17 protein-coding genes are annotated in these 18395 nt (G+C 55.2%); 4 read left to right on the top strand and 13 right to left on the bottom strand.

The annotated features are described in order from the left end of the window. Positions 1-98: 98 nt before the first annotated feature. Genes BUA85_RS06560 through pdeM form a run of 4 tightly spaced genes read left to right on the top strand, consistent with a single transcriptional unit; the run spans position 99 to position 5342 of the window. The gene (locus tag BUA85_RS06560; protein ID WP_072900028.1) at positions 99-1412 is read left to right on the top strand and encodes an ATPase; all 1314 of its coding nucleotides are present in this window, start codon (positions 99-101) and stop codon (positions 1410-1412) included. After that, positions 1370-2203 (top strand): NAD(P)-dependent oxidoreductase, encoded by an 834-nt coding sequence (locus BUA85_RS06565; protein ID WP_072900029.1) that lies wholly within the window; start codon positions 1370-1372, stop codon positions 2201-2203. The genes BUA85_RS06560 and BUA85_RS06565 overlap by 43 nt, the downstream gene beginning before the upstream one ends. Further along, the gene (locus BUA85_RS06570) at positions 2200-4641 is read left to right on the top strand and encodes a ligase-associated DNA damage response DEXH box helicase (protein WP_072900030.1); all 2442 of its coding nucleotides are present in this window, start codon (positions 2200-2202) and stop codon (positions 4639-4641) included. The genes BUA85_RS06565 and BUA85_RS06570 overlap by 4 nt, the downstream gene beginning before the upstream one ends. A gap of 38 nt (positions 4642-4679) precedes the next feature. Then, positions 4680-5342 (top strand): ligase-associated DNA damage response endonuclease PdeM, encoded by a 663-nt coding sequence (gene pdeM, locus BUA85_RS06575; protein WP_072900031.1) that lies wholly within the window; start codon positions 4680-4682, stop codon positions 5340-5342. 40 nt (positions 5343-5382) lie between these two features. On the opposite strand, the gene folD is transcribed toward pdeM, so the two are convergent. The 13 genes from folD to BUA85_RS06640 all read right to left on the bottom strand — a co-directional run bounded on the left by folD (position 5383) and on the right by BUA85_RS06640 (position 18392). After that, positions 5383-6282, bottom strand: a complete 900-nt coding sequence (gene folD, locus BUA85_RS06580; protein WP_072900032.1) for a bifunctional methylenetetrahydrofolate dehydrogenase/methenyltetrahydrofolate cyclohydrolase FolD — start codon at positions 6280-6282, stop codon at positions 5383-5385. A gap of 74 nt (positions 6283-6356) precedes the next feature. Then, positions 6357-8033: a formate--tetrahydrofolate ligase gene (locus BUA85_RS06585; RefSeq protein WP_072900452.1), complete on the bottom strand. Its 1677-nt coding sequence runs from the start codon at positions 8031-8033 to the stop codon at positions 6357-6359. Positions 8034-8176: 143 nt separating this feature from the next. Next, positions 8177-8770, bottom strand: coding sequence for an MOSC domain-containing protein (locus BUA85_RS06590; protein ID WP_072900033.1), 594 nt, complete (start codon positions 8768-8770; stop codon positions 8177-8179). A gap of 116 nt (positions 8771-8886) precedes the next feature. Next, positions 8887-10803: an ATP-dependent zinc metalloprotease FtsH gene (gene ftsH, locus BUA85_RS06595; RefSeq protein ID WP_072900034.1), complete on the bottom strand. Its 1917-nt coding sequence runs from the start codon at positions 10801-10803 to the stop codon at positions 8887-8889. Between the two features lie 86 nt (positions 10804-10889). Beyond that, on the bottom strand, positions 10890-12155 hold the full coding sequence (gene tilS, locus BUA85_RS06600; RefSeq protein WP_083526188.1) for a tRNA lysidine(34) synthetase TilS: 1266 nt from the start codon (positions 12153-12155) through the stop codon (positions 10890-10892). Continuing rightward, a complete protein-coding gene (ybgF, locus tag BUA85_RS06605) occupies positions 12146-12967 on the bottom strand; it encodes a tol-pal system protein YbgF (RefSeq protein ID WP_072900035.1) in 822 nt (273 codons plus the stop codon). Before ybgF ends, tilS begins: the two co-directional genes overlap by 10 nt. A gap of 11 nt (positions 12968-12978) precedes the next feature. Next, positions 12979-13500, bottom strand: coding sequence for a peptidoglycan-associated lipoprotein Pal (gene pal / locus BUA85_RS06610; protein WP_072900036.1), 522 nt, complete (start codon positions 13498-13500; stop codon positions 12979-12981). Between the two features lie 83 nt (positions 13501-13583). After that, positions 13584-14903 (bottom strand): Tol-Pal system beta propeller repeat protein TolB, encoded by a 1320-nt coding sequence (tolB, locus tag BUA85_RS06615; protein WP_072900454.1) that lies wholly within the window; start codon positions 14901-14903, stop codon positions 13584-13586. Between the two features lie 109 nt (positions 14904-15012). Further along, positions 15013-16107, bottom strand: a complete 1095-nt coding sequence (locus BUA85_RS06620; protein ID WP_072900037.1) for a hypothetical protein — start codon at positions 16105-16107, stop codon at positions 15013-15015. 3 nt (positions 16108-16110) lie between these two features. Then, entirely contained in the window at positions 16111-16590 is a 480-nt protein-coding gene (gene tolR, locus BUA85_RS06625; RefSeq protein WP_072900038.1) for a protein TolR, read from the bottom strand. 1 nt (position 16591) lies between these two features. Then, complete coding sequence (gene tolQ / locus BUA85_RS06630) at positions 16592-17263, bottom strand: protein TolQ (protein WP_072900039.1); 672 nt, start codon at positions 17261-17263, stop codon at positions 16592-16594. A 113-nt stretch (positions 17264-17376) separates the two neighbouring features. After that, positions 17377-17766 (bottom strand): tol-pal system-associated acyl-CoA thioesterase, encoded by a 390-nt coding sequence (gene ybgC, locus BUA85_RS06635; RefSeq protein WP_072900040.1) that lies wholly within the window; start codon positions 17764-17766, stop codon positions 17377-17379. Beyond that, a complete protein-coding gene (locus tag BUA85_RS06640; protein ID WP_072900041.1) occupies positions 17763-18392 on the bottom strand; it encodes a hypothetical protein in 630 nt (209 codons plus the stop codon). Before BUA85_RS06640 ends, ybgC begins: the two co-directional genes overlap by 4 nt. Positions 18393-18395: the final 3 nt, after the last annotated feature.

Genomic DNA, 18395 nt, shown 5'->3' on the forward strand with positions numbered 1-18395 from the left:
CAGGCTTTGTCCATGTTTTCGCCATAAAAACCAGAGAAAACCGTCATCAAACGGGGTCATCCCCACGTGTCGAGTACTTTGGAAAATAGGCAAAACCCATGAATATGCAGGTCTCTAACGGCGTTCAGGCCCCTCCAGCACCAAAACGGCTGGAAGGAATGCAATTGCCCCTTTCAATGATGCGGGACATTCTGATCAAAACTATGTTCCGCCGGAACATCGAAATGGTCTCTGACATGTCAAAGATCATCTGCCTGCCAATTCCGGTCACCCAAGAATTGATGGACCTCGCTCGCAGCCAGCTATTGGTCGAAGCGACGGGTACTTTGAATGCGAATAGCGGCAATGAAATGGGCTATCGCCTGACCGACGCCGGCAAATCGCGCGCACTAGACGCTTTGGCGCAATCTGAATATTTCGGTGCGATGCCTGTCCCGCTCGACGTCTATCACGAACAGATCAAGCGCCAGTCGATCCGCAATATTTCCGTATCACGCGAACGGCTCACAACTGCTATGGGTCACTTGATCCTACCTGAAGATCTTCTCGACAACCTCGGCCCCGCCGTGGGCGCTGGCCGTTCGATCCTCATGTACGGCCCTCCCGGAAATGGTAAATCTTCGATCTCCAACGGTATTCGTGATGCTCTGGGCGACAAAATCTATGTACCTCGTGCGATCGAATACTCCGGTCAGGTGATCACCGTCTACGACCCAATCGTTCATTCCGCTGCCGAAGAACAAGTGGATGACCCGAACTCTCTTCGCCGTACGTCTGGCCGCTTTGATACGCGCTATGTCCGTTGCGAACGCCCTACCGTGATCACCGGTGGTGAACTATCGCTCGACATGCTCGACCTGGTCTACAACGAAACCGCGCGGACGTATCAAGCGCCGCTGCAATTGAAGTCCACCGGCGGTATCTTCATCGTCGACGACTTGGGTCGTCAGGCCGAACCACCGCAGGCTTTGGTGAACCGATGGATTGTTCCGCTGGAAGAAAACAAAGATATTTTGGCGTTGCAATCAGGTGAGAAATTCGAAGTTCCCTTCGACACGCTCGTGATCTTCTCCACCAACTTCCACCCGAATGAGATCTTCGATAAGGCGGCTTTGCGCCGGATCTTCTACAAGATCAAAATCGACGGTCCAAATCAGGAAAACTTCCTTAAAATCTTCGCCATGGTTGCCCGCAAACGCCAAATGCCACTGGATGAAGGCGCTTTGATCCACCTGTTGAACAACCGCTATCCAGAGATCGACAACGAATACGCAAACTATCAGCCAATCTTTTTGATCGACCAGATGATTTCAATCTGCGAGTTTGAAGGCATTCCGAACCAAATGACACCGGAGCTGATCGACCGCGCATGGGCGAATATGTTCGTGAAAGAAGAAGTGATCGTTCACTAACTGACGCTAAAATTGGTGTTGCAGGATGCGGCCGCATGGGAAAACCCATGTTGGCCGCTTTGCGTTCTGCAGGGTTCGATGCGCATGGTTTCGATGTCCGCAACATTGAAGGCGTTGAAACAAAAGCGGATGCTTTCGCGCAAAACTTAGCCATTTTGGTAACTGTTGTGCGGGATGAACTTGAGACCGATCAGGTCCTCTTCACAGATCAGAACTTCACCGCTCAAGCCACTGATCTTGAAACAATAATCATCTCATCAACGCTTTCACCAACGTATGTTAAGTCACTCCGAGACAGAGTTCCCACACATATCGCAATGATCGATGCGCCCATGTCCGGCGCCCAAATCCGCGCAGAAAACGCGACGCTCAGTTTCATGCTGGGCGGCGATGTCAATACGCTTGACCGCCTTCAACCGCTGTTCAACGCGATGGGCCGCGACTTTCATAGGATGGGCGACTATAGCTCCGCGATGACGGCCAAGGTGCTCAACAACCTCCTCGCCGCCAGCTCCACTGCCATGACCCGTTTGGTCCTCGATTGGGCCGACGCCAACGACGTGGATGAAGCAAAACTGCTCGACCTCATCCACACATCTTCGGGGCAAAACTGGCTCGCCTCCGGTTTCAACGAAATCGAGTTTGCCCGTGATGGGTATGAGCCCGACAACACCATCGGAATCCTGGTGAAAGACATCGCTGCCGCGCTAGATATAGCGCCAGAGGGCGCGAGCACCGCTCTCCCAGAGCTTATTCAATTAACCATCCGTGGACTAAACCCGCGCCCATGACCCCGCTCCCGCCCGAGTTTTCAGATTGGTTCGCAAACCGAGGTTGGTCGATCCATCCGCATCAAAAAGAGATGCTGGATCGCGCGCAAGACCCATCGCTCCTCCTCATCGCACCCACCGGTGGCGGCAAGACGCTTTCTGGCTTTCTCCCGTCACTGATCGAACTCGCCGACGGCGCGCACGAAGGTCTGCACACGCTCTATGTGTCCCCGCTCAAAGCTCTCGCCTCGGACATCAAACGGAACCTGCGCACGCCTGTCGAGGAAATGGACCTCCCGATCCGTATCGAAGACCGCACCGGCGATACCTCATACACGCAAAAGCGCCGCCAACGCGCCGACCCGCCACATATCCTGCTGACCACGCCAGAAAGCCTTGCCCTCCTCACCTCATACGAAGACGCTCCTAAGATTTTCAAAGGGCTACAACGCGTCATCGTCGACGAAATCCATGCGCTCGAGGAATCCAAGCGCGGCGATCAGTTGATGCTGGCTCTTGGCCGATTGCAAACGCTCGCACCGAACCTGCGCCGCGTTGGCCTGTCTGCCACTGTCGAAGACCCCAAGGCCATCGCCCACAGCCTCGCCTGTCATCCAGAACCTTGTGACATCCTATACGCCGATCCCGGACCCGATCCTGACATCCAAATGCTCACCACCGAAGAGCATCCCCCATGGGCCGGCGGCGGCGCAGCCTATGCCATTCCTGCCGTCCTCGAAGAGGTGAAAAAACACAAAACAACGCTGATCTTCCACAACACACGGGCACAGGCAGAGCTGTTCTTTCACAACCTCTGGCTCGCCAACACCGACGATTTGCCCATCGGCATCCATCATGGCGCGTTAGACCGGAGCCAAAGGGAAAAAGTAGAAGCCGCCATGGTCTCCGGTGATCTGCGCGCCATCGTCTGCACGGGGTCTCTCGATCTCGGCATCGATTGGGGCGATGTTGACTTGGTCATCCAGATCGGCGCGCCCAAAAACGTCAAACGCCTCGTCCAACGCATCGGCCGCGCGAACCACCGCTACAACGCGCCGTCAAAAGCTCTGATGGTACCCGCCAACCGCTTCGAAGTCGTCGAATGCCTCGCCGCGCTTGATGCGGTGAAGGAACACGACCTCGACGGCGATCCTAAAGGCCCCGGCCCACGCGATGTCTTGTGCCAACATATCCTTATCGCCGCCTGCGTCGGCCCCTTTAGCGCTGATGCGCTCTACCAGGAAGTCACCAGCGTCGGTGCTTACAGCGCCCTCACCCGAGCCGAATTCGATGATTGCCTCGAATTTTGCGCGACCGGTGGCTACGCATTACGCGCCTACGACAAATGGAAACGCCTGTTGGAAAAGGACGGTCATTGGCAGCTTCGCGATCCTCGCGCGGCCCGCAACATCCGCATGAACATCGGCACGATCCAAGACACCGATACGCTCAAGGTTAAATTCAAAAACGCCTACAAGCCCATCGGAGAAATCGAGGAGGGTTTTGCCGCAACCCTCACCCCCGGCGATACCTTTCTCATCGGCGGCCAAATCGTCCGTTATGACGGCATGCGAGAGCTCACCGTGCAAGTGACCCGCGACGCCGCCAAGAAGCCCAAAATCGCGACCTTTATGGGCACCAAATTCGCCACCTCAACACAACTGCAGCACCGTATTCTACGGAAGCTGCAAACAGGAAATTGGTCCAATTACCCGCAACACACCACCGATTGGCTCACATTACAGACCCGCCACAGCCAATTGCCCGAAGCCGACCGAATTCTTGTTGAAAGTTTCGCCCACGACGCGCGACCACATACCGTCTTTTACGGTTTTGCCGGGCGCAACGCGATGCAAACACTCGGCCTCCTTCTTACCCAACGCATGGAGGAACAAGGCCTTGGCCCACTTGGGTTTGTCGCCACCGACTACGCCACCATGATCTGGAGCGTTAGCCCTGTGACCGACCCAGCACCTCTTTTCGAACCTCAAGGTCTGCGCGACGGCCTCGACACTTGGCTCTCAGGCAACGCTGTGATGAAGAAAACCTTCCGCGCCTCAGCAACCATCGCCGGCCTCATCGAACGCAATAGCCCGCAAGCGCGCAAAACCGGTCGTCAGGCGACCTTCTCTAGCGATATTCTCTATGACACGCTGCACAAATACGATCCCAATCATCTGATGATGCAAATCACCCGCGAAGAAGCGATGCGCGGTTTGGTCGATTTCGGTCGGATCGAAGAGATGCTCGACCGCACGCAGGGGCGCGTCGATCACATCGCACTCTCCCGCGTCAGTCCGCTCGCCGCTCCGCTCCTACTCGAAGTGGGCCGCGTCGCCGTCCATGGCGAAGGCCGTGAACAGCTGATGGAGAAAGAGGCCGCCGCTTTGATGGAAGCCTCCGGGCTAAACCAAATCGATACGTCACCGTCAAAACCCCGCTGGCGGGTGGGCTTCTAACGCTTGCGGTTGCTCGAGACCCATGCCAAGAACAGATCATGAACACACATCATGTATTTGAGTTCAATGGCGCGACCTTCTGGGCGCTGGCAGAAGGCGCTTTGTGGTGGCCCTCTCAAAAGCTACTCTGCGTCTCTGATCTTCATCTAGGCAAATCAGATCGCATCGCCCGTAGGTCTGGCCGGATGCTGCCACCTTATGAAACCGAAGCCACACTGGACCGCCTTGGTAACCTCGTATCAAGGCTGGCCCCGTCAACCATCATCTGCCTTGGCGACAGCTTCGACGATCTGGACGCCGCGTTAGGCCTTTCCGAGGAACACAAAGCTCGGATCACAACATTGCAAGCGGGACGCACTTGGATCTGGGTCGAAGGCAACCATGACCCCGGCCCCATCGATATAGGCGGAGATCACAAGGCAGAAGTCATGGTTGAAGGACTCACCTTCCGCCACATTGCAGCGCCCTACGCAAATGCCGAAGTCTCAGGCCACTACCACCCGAAATGCCGCCTCCAAACCGGTAGCAGCCGACCTGCATTCCTCATCAACGACAGCCGGATTGTCTTGCCTGCCTTTGGCACCTACACGGGCGGTCTGCGCGCTTCAGATTCGGCGCTCAAGACCCTCATGGGGCCGAACGCAACAGCCATCCTCACAGGGAAAAAAGCGCTCGCTGTTCCAATGGCTGCAACGACCTAACTCTTTTGAGCATAAATACCTCCGCCGGAGGCTTCCCAGCTTACGCCGTTAACCCTGACGGCTCATCGAGATTGTGCGCCCGACAACAGGCGGTCAACGTATTGGCCAGCAAACAGGCAATCGTCATCGGTCCAACACCACCCGGTACCGGCGTGATCGCATCCGCAACCGCCGCCACTTCCACATAAGCGACGTCACCCAGCAATTTGCTCTTACCTGGTTTCTCAGGATGCGGGATGCGTGTGATGCCAACGTCAATCACCGTCGCACCTGGCTTCACCCAATCCGCTTTCACCATCTCTGCGCGACCAACAGCCGCCACCAGAATATCCGCGCGGCGGCACACCTCCGGTAAATCCGCCGTACGGGAATGCGCAATGGTGACTGTGCAATTTTCTTGCAACAAAAGCTGACCCATCGGTTTGCCAAAGAGGTTCGATCGACCAATTACAACCGCTTCTTTACCCGACATATTGCCGAGTTGATCCCGCAACAGCATCAAACATCCAAGCGGCGTGCAAGAGACCAAGCCTTTCTCACCACTAGCAAGCAAGCCTGCGTTCACCACGCTCAACCCATCCACGTCCTTGGAGGGATCAATCCGCGCCACAACGCGGCGCTCTTCTAGATGATCTGGCACCGGAAACTGACACAAAATCCCATGAACCGATGGATCAGCGTTCAACTGATCAATCAAATCAAACAAATCTTTTTCAGACACATCAGCAGGCAACTTGTGTTCAAAAGAGGCCATCCCAACCTCTAACGTCTGCTTATGCTTGGCTGCGACATAGACCTCGCTTGCAGGGTCTTCACCAACAAGAATAACCGCCAGTCCCGGAGTGATCCCGTTCTCTTCTTTCAGCCGCACCACATGCTCTGCAATCTGTGCACGCACATCGGCTGCAAATGCTTTCCCGTCAATCACCTGTCCGGTCATCGCTTCATTCCTTTGTCTTTGGGATGGCGGGTGGGGCGACGACGTAGTCGAGCGTCACCCCATCCCAATGGTCTTTAGAACAAGCCTTCGATCTGGCCGTCGTCATTCAGATGGATGTTTTCCGCAGCAGGCGTGCGCGGAAGACCCGGCATCGTCATGATCTCGCCGCAGACGACAACAACAAAACCAGCACCTGCTGACAGGCGAACTTCACGAATTGGTACGGAATGCCCGGTTGGCGCACCTCGCAAATTTGGGTCGGTCGAGAAGGAATATTGCGTTTTCGCCATACAGACAGGCAAGTTGCCGTACCCTTGATCTTCCCACAGTTTTAGCTGATCGCGAATTTTCTTGTCTGCAAGCACTTCATCCGCACGATAGATGGATTTTGCAATCCGCTCGATCTTCTCGAACAATGGCAACTCATCCTTATAGATCGGCGCGAACTGACTTGTGCCGCTGTCCGCAATCTCAGCGACGCGTGTCGCCAGTGCTTCTGACCCGGCAGAGCCATGTTCCCAATGCTGGGACACAATCGCTTCGGCGCCTTGCGTGGCCACATAATCCTTAACGGCCTGCACTTCTGCATCCGTGTCGGTCACAAAATGGTTGATCGCAACGACAACCGGAACACCAAAGCTTTTGAGGTTGCCGATATGGCGACCAAGGTTGGCGCAGCCTTCATTCACCGCATCCACGTTTTCCGAGCCGAGGTCAGCTTTCGCCACACCACCGTTCATCTTCATCGCGCGAATGGTCGCGACGAGAACGACGCAGTCAGGTGCCAAACCGGCCTTACGGCATTTGATGTTCATAAATTTCTCAGCACCCAAATCGGCGCCAAAGCCTGCCTCAGTCACAACGTAGTCAGCCAGCTTCAACGCAGTTGTCGTCGCGATTACGGAGTTACAGCCGTGCGCGATATTCGCGAACGGGCCGCCATGCACAAACGCTGGGTTATTTTCCAAAGTCTGCACAAGGTTCGGCTGCATCGCATCCTTCAAAAGAACCGTCATCGCGCCGTCGGCTTTGATGTCTCGGCAGAAGACAGGGCTCCGATCACGACGGTAAGCCACGATCATATCACCCAAACGCTGCTGCAGGTCTTTCAAGTCCTTAGCTAGACACAGGATCGCCATGACCTCAGAAGCCACTGTGATGTCGAAACCCGCTTCGCGTGGGAAGCCGTTCGCGACACCGCCAAGTGAACATGTGATCTGACGCAAAGCACGGTCGTTCATGTCGACAACACGGCGCCACTGAACACGGCGAATGTCGATCTCTTGCTCGTTACCCCAATAGATGTGATTATCGATCATCGCAGACAGCAGCGAGTGTGCAGATGTAATCGCGTGGAAATCGCCTGTGAAATGCAGGTTCATATCTTCCATCGGAACGATCTGCGCATAACCACCACCGGCGGCCCCACCTTTCATCCCAAAATTCGGCCCTAGGGAGGCTTCGCGGATACAAACAGCCGCCTTTTTGCCAATTCGGTTCAGACCGTCGCCCAAACCAACTGTCGTGGTCGTTTTGCCTTCGCCCGCAGGGGTGGGGTTGATTGCTGTCACAAGGATCAATTTCCCGTCCTCGTTGCCTTGGACAGAATTGATGAAGTCCTGACTAACCTTGGCTTTGTCATGACCAAACGGAAGCAGATCATCCGAACCGATACCAAGCTTCGCGCCGATCTCTTGAATCGGCTGTTTCTTCGCCTCACGCGCGATCTCAATGTCAGATTTATAGCTCATCATTTTCCCTTAGTGCACAGATGCCTTTTGACAACCTTTGCGAAAACCTACTTCGCATGCACAGGAATACATCATGAATTTACGACACAAATGACGTCGGAATCGTCGATTGATGCGTGGATCGTTTCGGATGGGAAACGGATTTACAGTATCTTACGGGGCGCTGACCACTCGGGCTGATCTGGAACGTGTAGTCGCAGCTGTTCGCCAATTTGAAGATTTCCAGGCCGCTCGACCCAAGCTGTCACACCCCGCCGATTCTCCGCAGCTGCTTTGAAACGCGTTCCGTGGCCGGGTTGGTCCTTCTCCATTTCACGACCGGGTAGGACACAAGGACGGTTTTCCATATCGATGGTTAAGGTCACACCATCGGGCCCCTGAAGCCTAGAAGACGGCGGAACATGCGTAAAATCAGGAATGCCTTTGACCACCAAGTTGGCACCTAACCAAATTGGATCAATCGCATCCAAACCACAGTCCACAGCGATCAAATCCAGCTCCTCTTGGCTGACGACAGAAAGCTGGCGCACATTCGCAATCTCGGTCCCCTTGGGATGTTGCGACTTTACACGCACGCACGAAGGTCGCGTCCGCCCGCTGTGATCCTCACCCTCGAACCCATCGAACGTCACGTGTACGGATGTGCGTGGTTCCGAACGAAGCGACGTCTCGGTGTCCGGCACGACACCGAGCCAAATGATCTCTGCCACATATACTGTTGGTGCTAATGCTGGCATGGCGCTCTCCCTTTGGTACAGCAAGGGCTAAACCGAACGGAACCTTTCGACAATCCGATTCCTGCGAGAAGGTCACTGCAAAAAGAAAACCGCCCCTTAGTGCGGCTTTCAAAGTCTTAGGTTGGTTCTGGTTCCATCCCGCCGTCATCAGGTCGGGTTTTTTTGGACTTGGTCTTCGGCATTGCCGTGACCGAGTTCCCATCAGAAGGCGGCGTGTCGTCAGCATCATCACCGCGATTGAGCGGTTGACCAGCTATCACCTTCGTAATTTCGTTGCCTGTCAGCGTCTCATACTCCAACAAGCCCTGAGCCAAGTTTTCAAGGTCTTGCGATTTCTCAGTCAATATCCGCTTTGCCTCTTCATAACCCTCATCGATGATGCGGCGAACCTCTTCGTCAATGAGCTTTTGCGTCTCCGCCGAATGGTTCGTTCCACCACCGTAGTTGCCAAGGTAGCTTTGCTGTTCGTTGGCATAATCGATATGCCCAATCTTTTCGGACATGCCGAACTGTGTAACCATTGCACGGGCAATCTTCGACACTTGTTGAATGTCGGACGTCGCACCAGAGGTCACATTCTCAGGGCCAAAGATCAGCTCTTCCGCCACTTTACCGCCCATCGCCATCGCGATCTTGGACTTGTACTTGGTAAAGCTTACGGACAGCTGATCACGTTCTGGCAGGGAGAGGACCAATCCCAAGGCACGACCACGCGGAATAATCGTCGCCTTATGGATCGGGTCATGCTGCGGCATGTTCAAACCGACGATCGCATGTCCAGCTTCGTGATAAGCTGTCAGCTTCTTTTCGTCCTCGGTCATCACCATAGAGCGGCGCTCGCTGCCCATCATGACTTTGTCTTTCGCATTCTCAAAGTCGATCATGGTGACGAACCGGCGCCCAACACGCGCGGCCATCAGAGCGGATTCATTGACAAGGTTCGCTAGGTCAGCGCCGGAGAACCCCGGTGTGCCACGCGCGATGATCCGCAGGTCCACGTCTGGACCCAAAGGTACCTTGCGCGCATGAACGCCCAAAATCTTTTCACGGCCTTTGATGTCAGGATTTGGAACCTGAACCTGACGGTCAAACCGGCCCGGACGCAACAGCGCCGGGTCAAGAACGTCAGGACGGTTGGTTGCCGCGATGATGATAATGCCTTCGTTTGCTTCGAAACCATCCATCTCGACCAGCAACTGGTTCAGCGTCTGTTCGCGTTCGTCATTACCACCGCCGTAACCGGCACCACGGGAACGACCCACAGCATCAATTTCATCGATAAAGACGATGCAAGGTGCATTCTTCTTAGCCTGTTCGAACATGTCACGGACCCGGCTCGCACCGACGCCGACGAACATCTCCACAAAGTCGGAACCAGAGATCGTGAAGAACGGAACACCCGCCTCTCCGGCAATCGCTCGAGCCAGAAGTGTTTTACCAGTGCCCGGAGGGCCAACAAGCAAAGCGCCTTTTGGAATCTTACCGCCAAGGCGGCTAAATTTCTGTGGGTTGCGCAGGAATTCAACGATTTCTTCCAGCTCATCCTTGGCTTCGTCAATACCTGCAACCTCGTCGAAGGTGACGCGGCCATGCTTTTCGGTCAGCAACTTCGCCTTCGACTTTCCAAAGCCCATCGCGCCACCGCGACCGCCACCTTGCATCCGGTTCATGAAGTAAACCCAAACACCTATCAGCAGGACAAATGGCAAAAGGCCGACAAGGAAGGTTTGAAGACCTGATTGCTGCTGGCTTTCCGCAGAAACCGGAATGCCCTCTGCGATCAACAACTCAGTCACAGCTGCATCTTCAGGTTTGATGGTCACATAGTTCTGACCATTGGTGCCCTGGTAACGTACCTGCTCACCGTCTAGCTCGACCCTTGCGACCTGATCTGCTTCAACAGCACTGACAAATTCGGAATAGGATTTTGTGTTGCTGATCCCAGAACTGCTTCCGCCCCCAAAGAGGTTAAACAAAGCTAAGACAAGCAGGAACAAAACGACCCAGAAGACGATATTACGTGTGTTGCCCAAGGGGGAACTCCTTCGAAATCGGAAAACAAGCGCCAAACTCTGCGCTGCAAGCGGTTTCCCTTAAAATAGACGCTTATTCATGATCTTCAATGCGTAACCAGCCAATCAGCAAAATCCGCGGCAATTTGCGCGGTCCATCCGTTTTCGTAACCCGCGATTGGGGCCGCAATAAGGGTGTCGTTGGCCCATACTGAGGGGGTTGTGAGAAGCGTATGACGCGGCGCGCCAATTTGGCGCCAATTCAAACAATGTGCCAATCCGTCCTCACCCAATGCTCGAATTTCTCCGTGATCGATCGGTTTACTCGTTTCGACAATCCATCTGTCGTCCCAAATGAAGGGGCCGTCGCCGGTGCACTTAAGGGTATTTTCGACAGCAGACAGCTCGCGCCCCACTCTCAAACGATTGTTTTCACGCGATAAAACACAACCCGAGAGGGTATTGCGCTTCCCGTTCAAGACAAGGTCGATCGCGGACACCAAGCTTTCATACCTCGGCTTGTAGACCTGCCCCCCGACCCATTGGATGGCTTTCGTTGCAGCCCTCAGAAATATCTCTCGATTATCAAAATCTTCCTCGGACAGACCGATAATGACGTCGCCACATTCTGTTCTGCAGCGATCATGCACAAACTGTCGAGTGGCAGTATCGAGAGCTTCAGACGCCGACCGCATATGCTCCACAGTTTGCAGCACACGCTTTCGTGTAAGCCCCAAATCTTTCAACTGCGCCATCATTTGTCGGGCTCTGATACGCCCATATGCCGAATCTTCATTCGTTGGATCATCCGCCCATTCGATCCCATTCCTCGTCAGCCATGCCCTCAATTCCTGCCGACCAATCGACAATAGTGGGCGCACAATTTGAATGCCGTCGCGATGAGAACTCAGCTGAATCCCCGCCAAACCATCCACGCCGGACCCTCTTGCGAGCCTAAGGAAGAAATTCTCGATTTGGTCGTCTTCAGTGTGTCCGATCAAAACCGCGCTTGAGCGGTTGGCTTGCGCTATAGCCTTCAAAATCGCCCAGCGCCCCTCGCGCGCCGCCGCTTGCAGGTTGCCCTTCCCATCCCATTCCCAATGGCCGGCCTGCCACGCGACGCCCAAACCTTGACATGCCCGTTCGACCAAGGCCAGCTCATCCGCTGCTTCAGCTCTGAAATGATGATTTACGCTGACAACCTGCAACCACCCCATCGGAACCAAAGCTGCAACGGCGTAAAGCATCGCCATCGAGTCACCACCACCAGAAACCGCAACGACGAAATGCTGTTGATCAAAACGATCCCCAAAAATCTCAGAGAGGTTTTTCTTTACCTGCTGAACAACCGGATCGGTTTGATCTAATTGCATCCAAAATTGCGCATACTTGATTGCGCTTCGAGTACGGCAGGACTGCCGGGGAAACGGATGCCAACCTCGCCAAGCGTCAAACAGGCGTCTTGTGTTTGGCCCAAAGCCCCAAGGGCAAAGCCCAGTTTATAAAGGGCCTCTGGCGCAACTGACCCTGTCGGATCACCAGAAAAACTTTCAAGGTAAGCCCGTGCCGCATTTGGCATCTCTCCAAGCGCCTCCAGGGCCTGCCCTCGGATCAGCGACGCCCGCGGGGCGAGCGACGATCCCGGATAGGCAGAGGCAAACGCAGTTAGCTTCTCCAACGCGCCGCGGAAATCTCCCGCGGCAAGCGCCTCTTGAGCGCTATCAAAGTCGGCCCGTTCACCAACAGCCAAGGAAGGATCAGCCGTTTCATTCGAGGCCTGTGCTTCCGGCACGGTTGCTTCGTTGTCGACGCCACCCAAAGTCGGCGTATCGCCCAATTGGCTGATGTCGCAATTGGGTTCCAACTCGCAAAGCCGGAATTCCAAATCTCCGACGCGATTGGTGCCATCGACCGTGATACGGTTCACGCGATACTCTAGTTCTTCAGTCTTTGACGTGAGCCTTTGAAGCTGCTCTTCAATCGAATTGAGACGATCCAACGGCGTATTTCCCGTCATACCTTGGGTCAAAGTTCCGCTCGCCGATAACTCGGTTTTGAGCCGTTGAATATCGACATAAAGGACAGACAACTGCTGTCGAATATCTGCCAGTGTTTCGTCCTGTGCCGCGCCATACGTCGGCGCGGCAACCATCAGTGCCGATATCAGCGCAAACCGTTTGAGCATCAGCCCTCCCTTTAACTCAACGCTCCGATCGAGATGATCGTAACGGCGCGGCGGTTCTGTGAATAGCAACTTTCGTCGGAACACACTTCTACTGGCCGTTCTTTCCCATAAGAAATCGTCCGCAATCGGTTCGCGTCAACACCTTTTGAGATCAGGTACTCTCTTACCGCATTTGCGCGCCGTGCACCCAAGGCCACGTTGTACTCACGCGTGCCTTGCTCATCGGCGTGGCCTTCAACGATTGCCATGTAGTCTGCATTGGTGATCAACCACGTCGCCTGCCCGTCCAATGTGGCTTGGCCTGCAGGTGTCAAAACCGATTGATCGACCGCAAACAGAACCCGATCCCCCACCGTCTGCGTGAAGTACTCAGGGCTTGTTGGATCACTTGCTGCACCCGATTGGCCCGCATCAAAACCGGACCCATTGGAACCGCTCGCTGAGCCATCCTCGCCGCCAAATCGGTCAGGCCGTGTACATGCTGCCGTCGCCAAAGTCAAAACCACCAAAAGCGCTTTTGTTGTCGTTTTCATCGGAAGACTTCCTGTTCTTTCGCTTTTCTTTGTTTCCTAGCACGCAAATGCCCCCGTGGGAATTCACGAGCTTGCGCATTGTTTCAAGGCTGTAATGGGCCCCAAGAGGGATCAGAGGCTGCGCTTGGCAGTTGTACCTGCCTCGGTTGCGTCCGTCCTGCGATATCGATGCTGTAAAGTGACGCTGTGCCATCCACACCTTGGGTTTCGCGCATGAACATGATCACGCGTCCATTCGGGCTCCACGTTGGGCTTTCATCTAAGAAAGAGGTCGATAAAAGACGCTCTTCGGAGCCATCTGTCCGCATCACCCCGATGTGGAACCGACCGTTTTCCTGATTGGTGAACGCAATCTGATCGCCGCGTGGCGACCACACCGGGCTGCCATAGCGCCCTTGACCAAAGGAAATCCGCCGCGCGTCACCGCCGCTGGCTGACATGATATAAAGCTGCTGCGTGCCTGAGCGGTCACTTTCAAACACGATTTGTGATCCGTCCGGACTAAAGCTCGGTGCGGTTTCAATCGAGGGGGCCGAGGTCAATCGAATGTGCTGCCCACTGCCGAGATCGGTCATATAGAGATCGGTATTGCCGCCATTGATCAGGCTATAGATCACCTTTGAGCCATCGCGAGAGAACCGAGGCGAGAACGACATCTCGCCGGGTGCCGTCGTCAAAGCGCGACGCCCGACATTTGCCACGTCTAACACATTGATCCGAGGGAACCCGCTTTCGTAGCTGGTATAAAGCACACGATCACCTGTTGGCGAAAACCGTGGGGCAAGCACGAGGGCGGCTGAGTCCGTCAAATACTGCACATTCGAACCGTCATAATCCATGATTGCGATGCGCTTTTGCCGGTTATCTTTGGGCCCGCTCTCGGCGACATAGACAACGCGACTGTCGAAATACCCGCCCTCACCTGTGATCCGGCTGTAAACAGCATCCGCAACCTTATGCGCAACACGTCGCCAGCCCTGTACTGTGCCCGCCAATTGCAGGCCGGAGCCAAGTTCCTGACCAGAAAACACATCATAGAGCCGGAACTTAACGATCAACTGATCGCCATTCACTGCCACCGCACCGTTGATCAACGCCTGAGCATTGATCGCACGCCAATCTGGATAGGAAATTGGAGCTGAGAAACTCGACGGGGTGCTGATGAAAGCCGCATTGGGGATTTCGCGGAACAGGCCAGTGTTGATCAAATCCTGCGCAACCAACCGCGCAATGTCATTGGCGACACCTTCCGACCCCGGCGTTTCCGCCTGAAACGCAGGAAGGGCAAATGGCAAGGGTTCGATCACGCCGTCGGTGATGCGCAATCTCAGCGGCCCATCTTGTGCAACCGCCGTGCCCGCAAAGAGGCAAATGATCAAAATGCTCAATACCTGTTTCAACATCTGTCTGGTCCTCAACCAACCGGGATTAATGCCCGTTTTCATCCTAATACGTCACCGCGCTCAAAAACGCAGGGGAATACTCAAATCTGCGCATCATCTTGCCCATAGATTAACGTAACCTCATTCCGGAAGGGTCAAATTCGATCACAACGTCTTTCCATTGGCCGTATTTGTCTGCCGGTAGCTCATATCCATTGCTCTGACACCGCAAAATCGCCCGTCGCGCACTCTCGAACGCTGCGCGCTGAGCTGCGTCGCTACCGCCACTGGCAGAAACCAACGTTGGGCCGCTCTCGACCTTACCGTCGCGTGACAATGAAAATGCGACCTCAACGGTCACATTTGCCGACGCAGCCCCTGTATCCACGACCCAACAGGCGTTGACCGCTACACGAAACGCATCCCGCTCTGATCCGGTCATCGGCGGCCCTTGCTCAATGGCCTCCCCCAGATCAATCCCGGCCAAAACATCTTCGACCTGCTGAGCTGTCGATGGTTGTGTCTCAGCAACCTCGGCCTCAGGCTCCGGTTCTGGTGTTGGACGGCGCGGTCTAGCCGCAGGCCGGATCGACGTTTCAGGTGCACCAGACACCTCCAAATTCTCAACTGATGTCGTCTGGGCACTATCCGGGGCAGACGTTGTTTCTTCCGGCTCCTCGGCCGGTGCTTCCTCCGTCGGTTCTTCGGGCCGAACAGCTGGCGTCGTATCAACTGAAACTGGTGCATCGGTTTGAGGTTGTGGAACCTGAGATGGCGAAATCACCTGCGCAGGAGCTGCATTCGGCGTATCGGTCACTATCTCCTCGGAAATCTCCGGCTGTTCGACCAAATCAGGCGATGTGATCTCTGGCACCTCATCCGTCACGTCAGCAACTGGCGCGGGTGGCTCCGGCGCTTCGGGCGGAGCGGTCTCTTCAACTGGCGGCTCCACCTCTTCTGGCAAAGGCGCAGGCTCTGGCGCCTCCACCTCAACCGGCGGCTCTGGAGCTTCTTCAATCGCAGGTGCCGCGGGAGCGATCGGCGTTTCCGTCTCTGGATCAGGCGTGGTCGCCCGTTGTAACGCAGCAAACTCCTCACCGGTCACAACGCTGACGTCAGCTATCTCAAAGGGCAGCGGTTCGCTTGCGAACCCCCACCCCAGAACAAGCCAGACCACCAGCCCGACATGTCCTGCGCCAGAAATATAGGTTCCGGCCGATTGCATCGCCTACCCGTCCGACCCCGTAAACGTCGGCCCGCCGATGTCTGTCACCAAACCGATGTTGGAGAACCCAGCCGCGTTCAAAGCACCCATAACAGTGGCCACACGGTCCCAATCATTGGCCCCATCCGCCCGCAGGAAGATCCGGTCGCTGTCCCGTTCTGCGGCAATAGCCGTCAAACGCGCTATCAGATCGCCATCGGAAATATCCGTCTCTTGAATGGCCAAAGATCCATCGGCCTTGATCGAAACCGTCAGCGGTTCTTCCTGATCCGTTGGCAAAGCGCTCGCCGCTGTTTCCGGCATGTTCACAGGAACACCCACGGTCAACAAAGGGGCGGCCACCATAAAGATGATGAGCAACACCAACATGACATCCACGAAGGGCGTCACATTGATCTCTGACATCGGCTGCGTGCGCGTCGCGCTGCGGCGACGACGCCTGCCGCCCCCACCGCCCGATGATTTCATCACACCCGCGCCCATGTCAGCTGTCCATCTGGCGGCTTAGAATGGTCGAAAACTCATCTGCAAACGCTTCATAGCCTGCAATGATCCGGTCACTATCGGCAGAGAGCTTATTGTAGAAGACAACCGCTGGAATGGCCGCCAAAAGGCCAAGTCCAGTCGCCAACAAAGCCTCCGCAATACCAGGGGCCACAACAGCCAAATTCGTGTTCTGCTGTTCTGCAATTTCGATAAAGGCATTCATAATGCCCCAAACTGTCCCGAACAGCCCAACAAACGGTGCGGTAGAGCCAACAGTCGCTAGAACCGGCAGCCCTTTCTGCAAAAGCCCCGCTTCTTTCGCAATCGCCACATCCATCGACCGATCAATCCGCGAGTGTGCCCCCGCGATCAGCCCGCTTTCTCCATAGCTGCGATCCCATTCGGACATACCAGCGGCGAAAATCGTCTCCGACGCCCCGCGTGGGGTACTGCCAATCTGCCGATAAAGATCGTCCAAAGGCTCGCCGGACCAGAACGCCATGTCAAAGACCGCGGCCTCGCGCCGCGCTTTGCGATATTGTCGTGCCTTATCAATGATCACCGCCCAGCACCAAAACGATGCAAAGATCAGCATGATCATAACGATTTTTACGGTGATCGTTGCGCGCGCAAAAAGCGCCCACAGTGTAAAGTCGGTTGCTGCTTCCATGTGCCTGCTCTGCCTCTGGCCCGTATTTTGGGGCTCTATTGCACTCAGTTTAGCGCAGTTTCCGCAGAATTAAAATCAAAGAAGCAGTCACAAAACCGAAAGGGCGCGCCACGTCACCCCAATCTTGCGCGAAGTTCCGCTGGCAGTCGCGCCGGTTTTCCCTCGACGGTCATGCAAACAGCAGTCACTTTCGCACGAAAGATCGTCTTGCCATCCCGCTGAACATCCTGATCGAACACCCAACGTGTGGCGGAGGCTGCGTGATGTTCGGTCACAACCTCCAATCGATCATCCAAACGCGCCGGTGCTTTGTAATCCGCCTCAACCCGAACAACGACAAAGACCAAACCGTCTTCATCTTTCATCTTGTTCTGGTTCAGCCCCATCTCTTCCACAAGCTCGGAGCGCGCGCGTTCTATATACTTAAGATAGTTGGCATAATAGACGATCCCGCCCATGTCGGTGTCTTCATAGTAGACGCGAACAGGGAGCCTATGAGTCATTGCCGCACCATCAGTCTTGCCGCCATCCGCAGCGCATGGCTCTTATCCTGCGCGACGGCTGGCAGTGTTGGATCATAAGCCGTTCGAATAATATCGGCGATTTCCGGCTTCAACACCGCCTTGTCCTCCACAATCCCCAGCGGTGAGGCATCCATAAACGCAGTGTCAGACCAAAGCAGAATGGTCTGTGTCGCTTGGCTCAGCGCAATGGTATCGGCCGTGGCGTTTGCCATGTGTTCGTCCAAGCGTAAAAAGACAAAAGCCGCTTTGATTGCGCCATCTTCTTCAAACCGGAAAATCCGATATTGGTTCGCATCCGATTTGATCAGCCGCTTCACTAAAATCTGCAAATCCGGCACCAGCTTGTCGAGGTGCGGCACCGCCGCCAACTCATCCCAATCTTTGCAGAAAAAGATCATCAGATTCGATCCCAACTCCGGATCGGTTTCGGCCATCTTGTGATCTGCCAGAACCACAACCGCCTCCAACGCGGCTTTGAAGACCTCCAGGCTCGCCTCGTCCACCCCAAAGATCACAGGCGCAATCGGCCGTCCCCAGCGCGCGCAAAGATAAGTTCCGTCTTTGCGGGTAAAGTACTTCTCAATGTCTTCTTGGCTCAAGCTCATCGA

Source organism: Cognatiyoonia sediminum (genome assembly GCF_900129845.1).
Taxonomy (GTDB): domain Bacteria; phylum Pseudomonadota; class Alphaproteobacteria; order Rhodobacterales; family Rhodobacteraceae; genus Cognatiyoonia; species Cognatiyoonia sediminum.

What these genes read in the sequence shown, in the direction of transcription:
- folD (WP_072900032.1), bottom strand. Translation starts at nt 6,282, where the DNA reads ATGACCGGACAGGTGATTGACGGGAAAGCATTTGCAGCCGATGTGCGT.
- pdeM (WP_072900031.1), top strand. Translation starts at nt 4,680, where the DNA reads ATGAACACACATCATGTATTTGAGTTCAATGGCGCGACCTTCTGGGCG.
- BUA85_RS06570 (WP_072900030.1), top strand. Translation starts at nt 2,200, where the DNA reads ATGACCCCGCTCCCGCCCGAGTTTTCAGATTGGTTCGCAAACCGAGGT.
- BUA85_RS06590 (WP_072900033.1), bottom strand. Translation starts at nt 8,770, where the DNA reads ATGCCAGCATTAGCACCAACAGTATATGTGGCAGAGATCATTTGGCTC.
- tolQ (WP_072900039.1), bottom strand. Translation starts at nt 17,263, where the DNA reads ATGGAAGCAGCAACCGACTTTACACTGTGGGCGCTTTTTGCGCGCGCA.
- BUA85_RS06565 (WP_072900029.1), top strand. Translation starts at nt 1,370, where the DNA reads ATGGGCGAATATGTTCGTGAAAGAAGAAGTGATCGTTCACTAACTGAC.
- tolB (WP_072900454.1), bottom strand. Translation starts at nt 14,903, where the DNA reads ATGTTGAAACAGGTATTGAGCATTTTGATCATTTGCCTCTTTGCGGGC.
- BUA85_RS06560 (WP_072900028.1), top strand. Translation starts at nt 99, where the DNA reads ATGAATATGCAGGTCTCTAACGGCGTTCAGGCCCCTCCAGCACCAAAA.
- tilS (WP_083526188.1), bottom strand. Translation starts at nt 12,155, where the DNA reads ATGCAATTAGATCAAACCGATCCGGTTGTTCAGCAGGTAAAGAAAAAC.
- pal (WP_072900036.1), bottom strand. Translation starts at nt 13,500, where the DNA reads ATGAAAACGACAACAAAAGCGCTTTTGGTGGTTTTGACTTTGGCGACG.
- tolR (WP_072900038.1), bottom strand. Translation starts at nt 16,590, where the DNA reads ATGGGCGCGGGTGTGATGAAATCATCGGGCGGTGGGGGCGGCAGGCGT.
- ybgC (WP_072900040.1), bottom strand. Translation starts at nt 17,766, where the DNA reads ATGACTCATAGGCTCCCTGTTCGCGTCTACTATGAAGACACCGACATG.
- BUA85_RS06585 (WP_072900452.1), bottom strand. Translation starts at nt 8,033, where the DNA reads ATGAGCTATAAATCTGACATTGAGATCGCGCGTGAGGCGAAGAAACAG.
- ybgF (WP_072900035.1), bottom strand. Translation starts at nt 12,967, where the DNA reads ATGCTCAAACGGTTTGCGCTGATATCGGCACTGATGGTTGCCGCGCCG.
- BUA85_RS06640 (WP_072900041.1), bottom strand. Translation starts at nt 18,392, where the DNA reads ATGAGCTTGAGCCAAGAAGACATTGAGAAGTACTTTACCCGCAAAGAC.
- BUA85_RS06620 (WP_072900037.1), bottom strand. Translation starts at nt 16,107, where the DNA reads ATGCAATCGGCCGGAACCTATATTTCTGGCGCAGGACATGTCGGGCTG.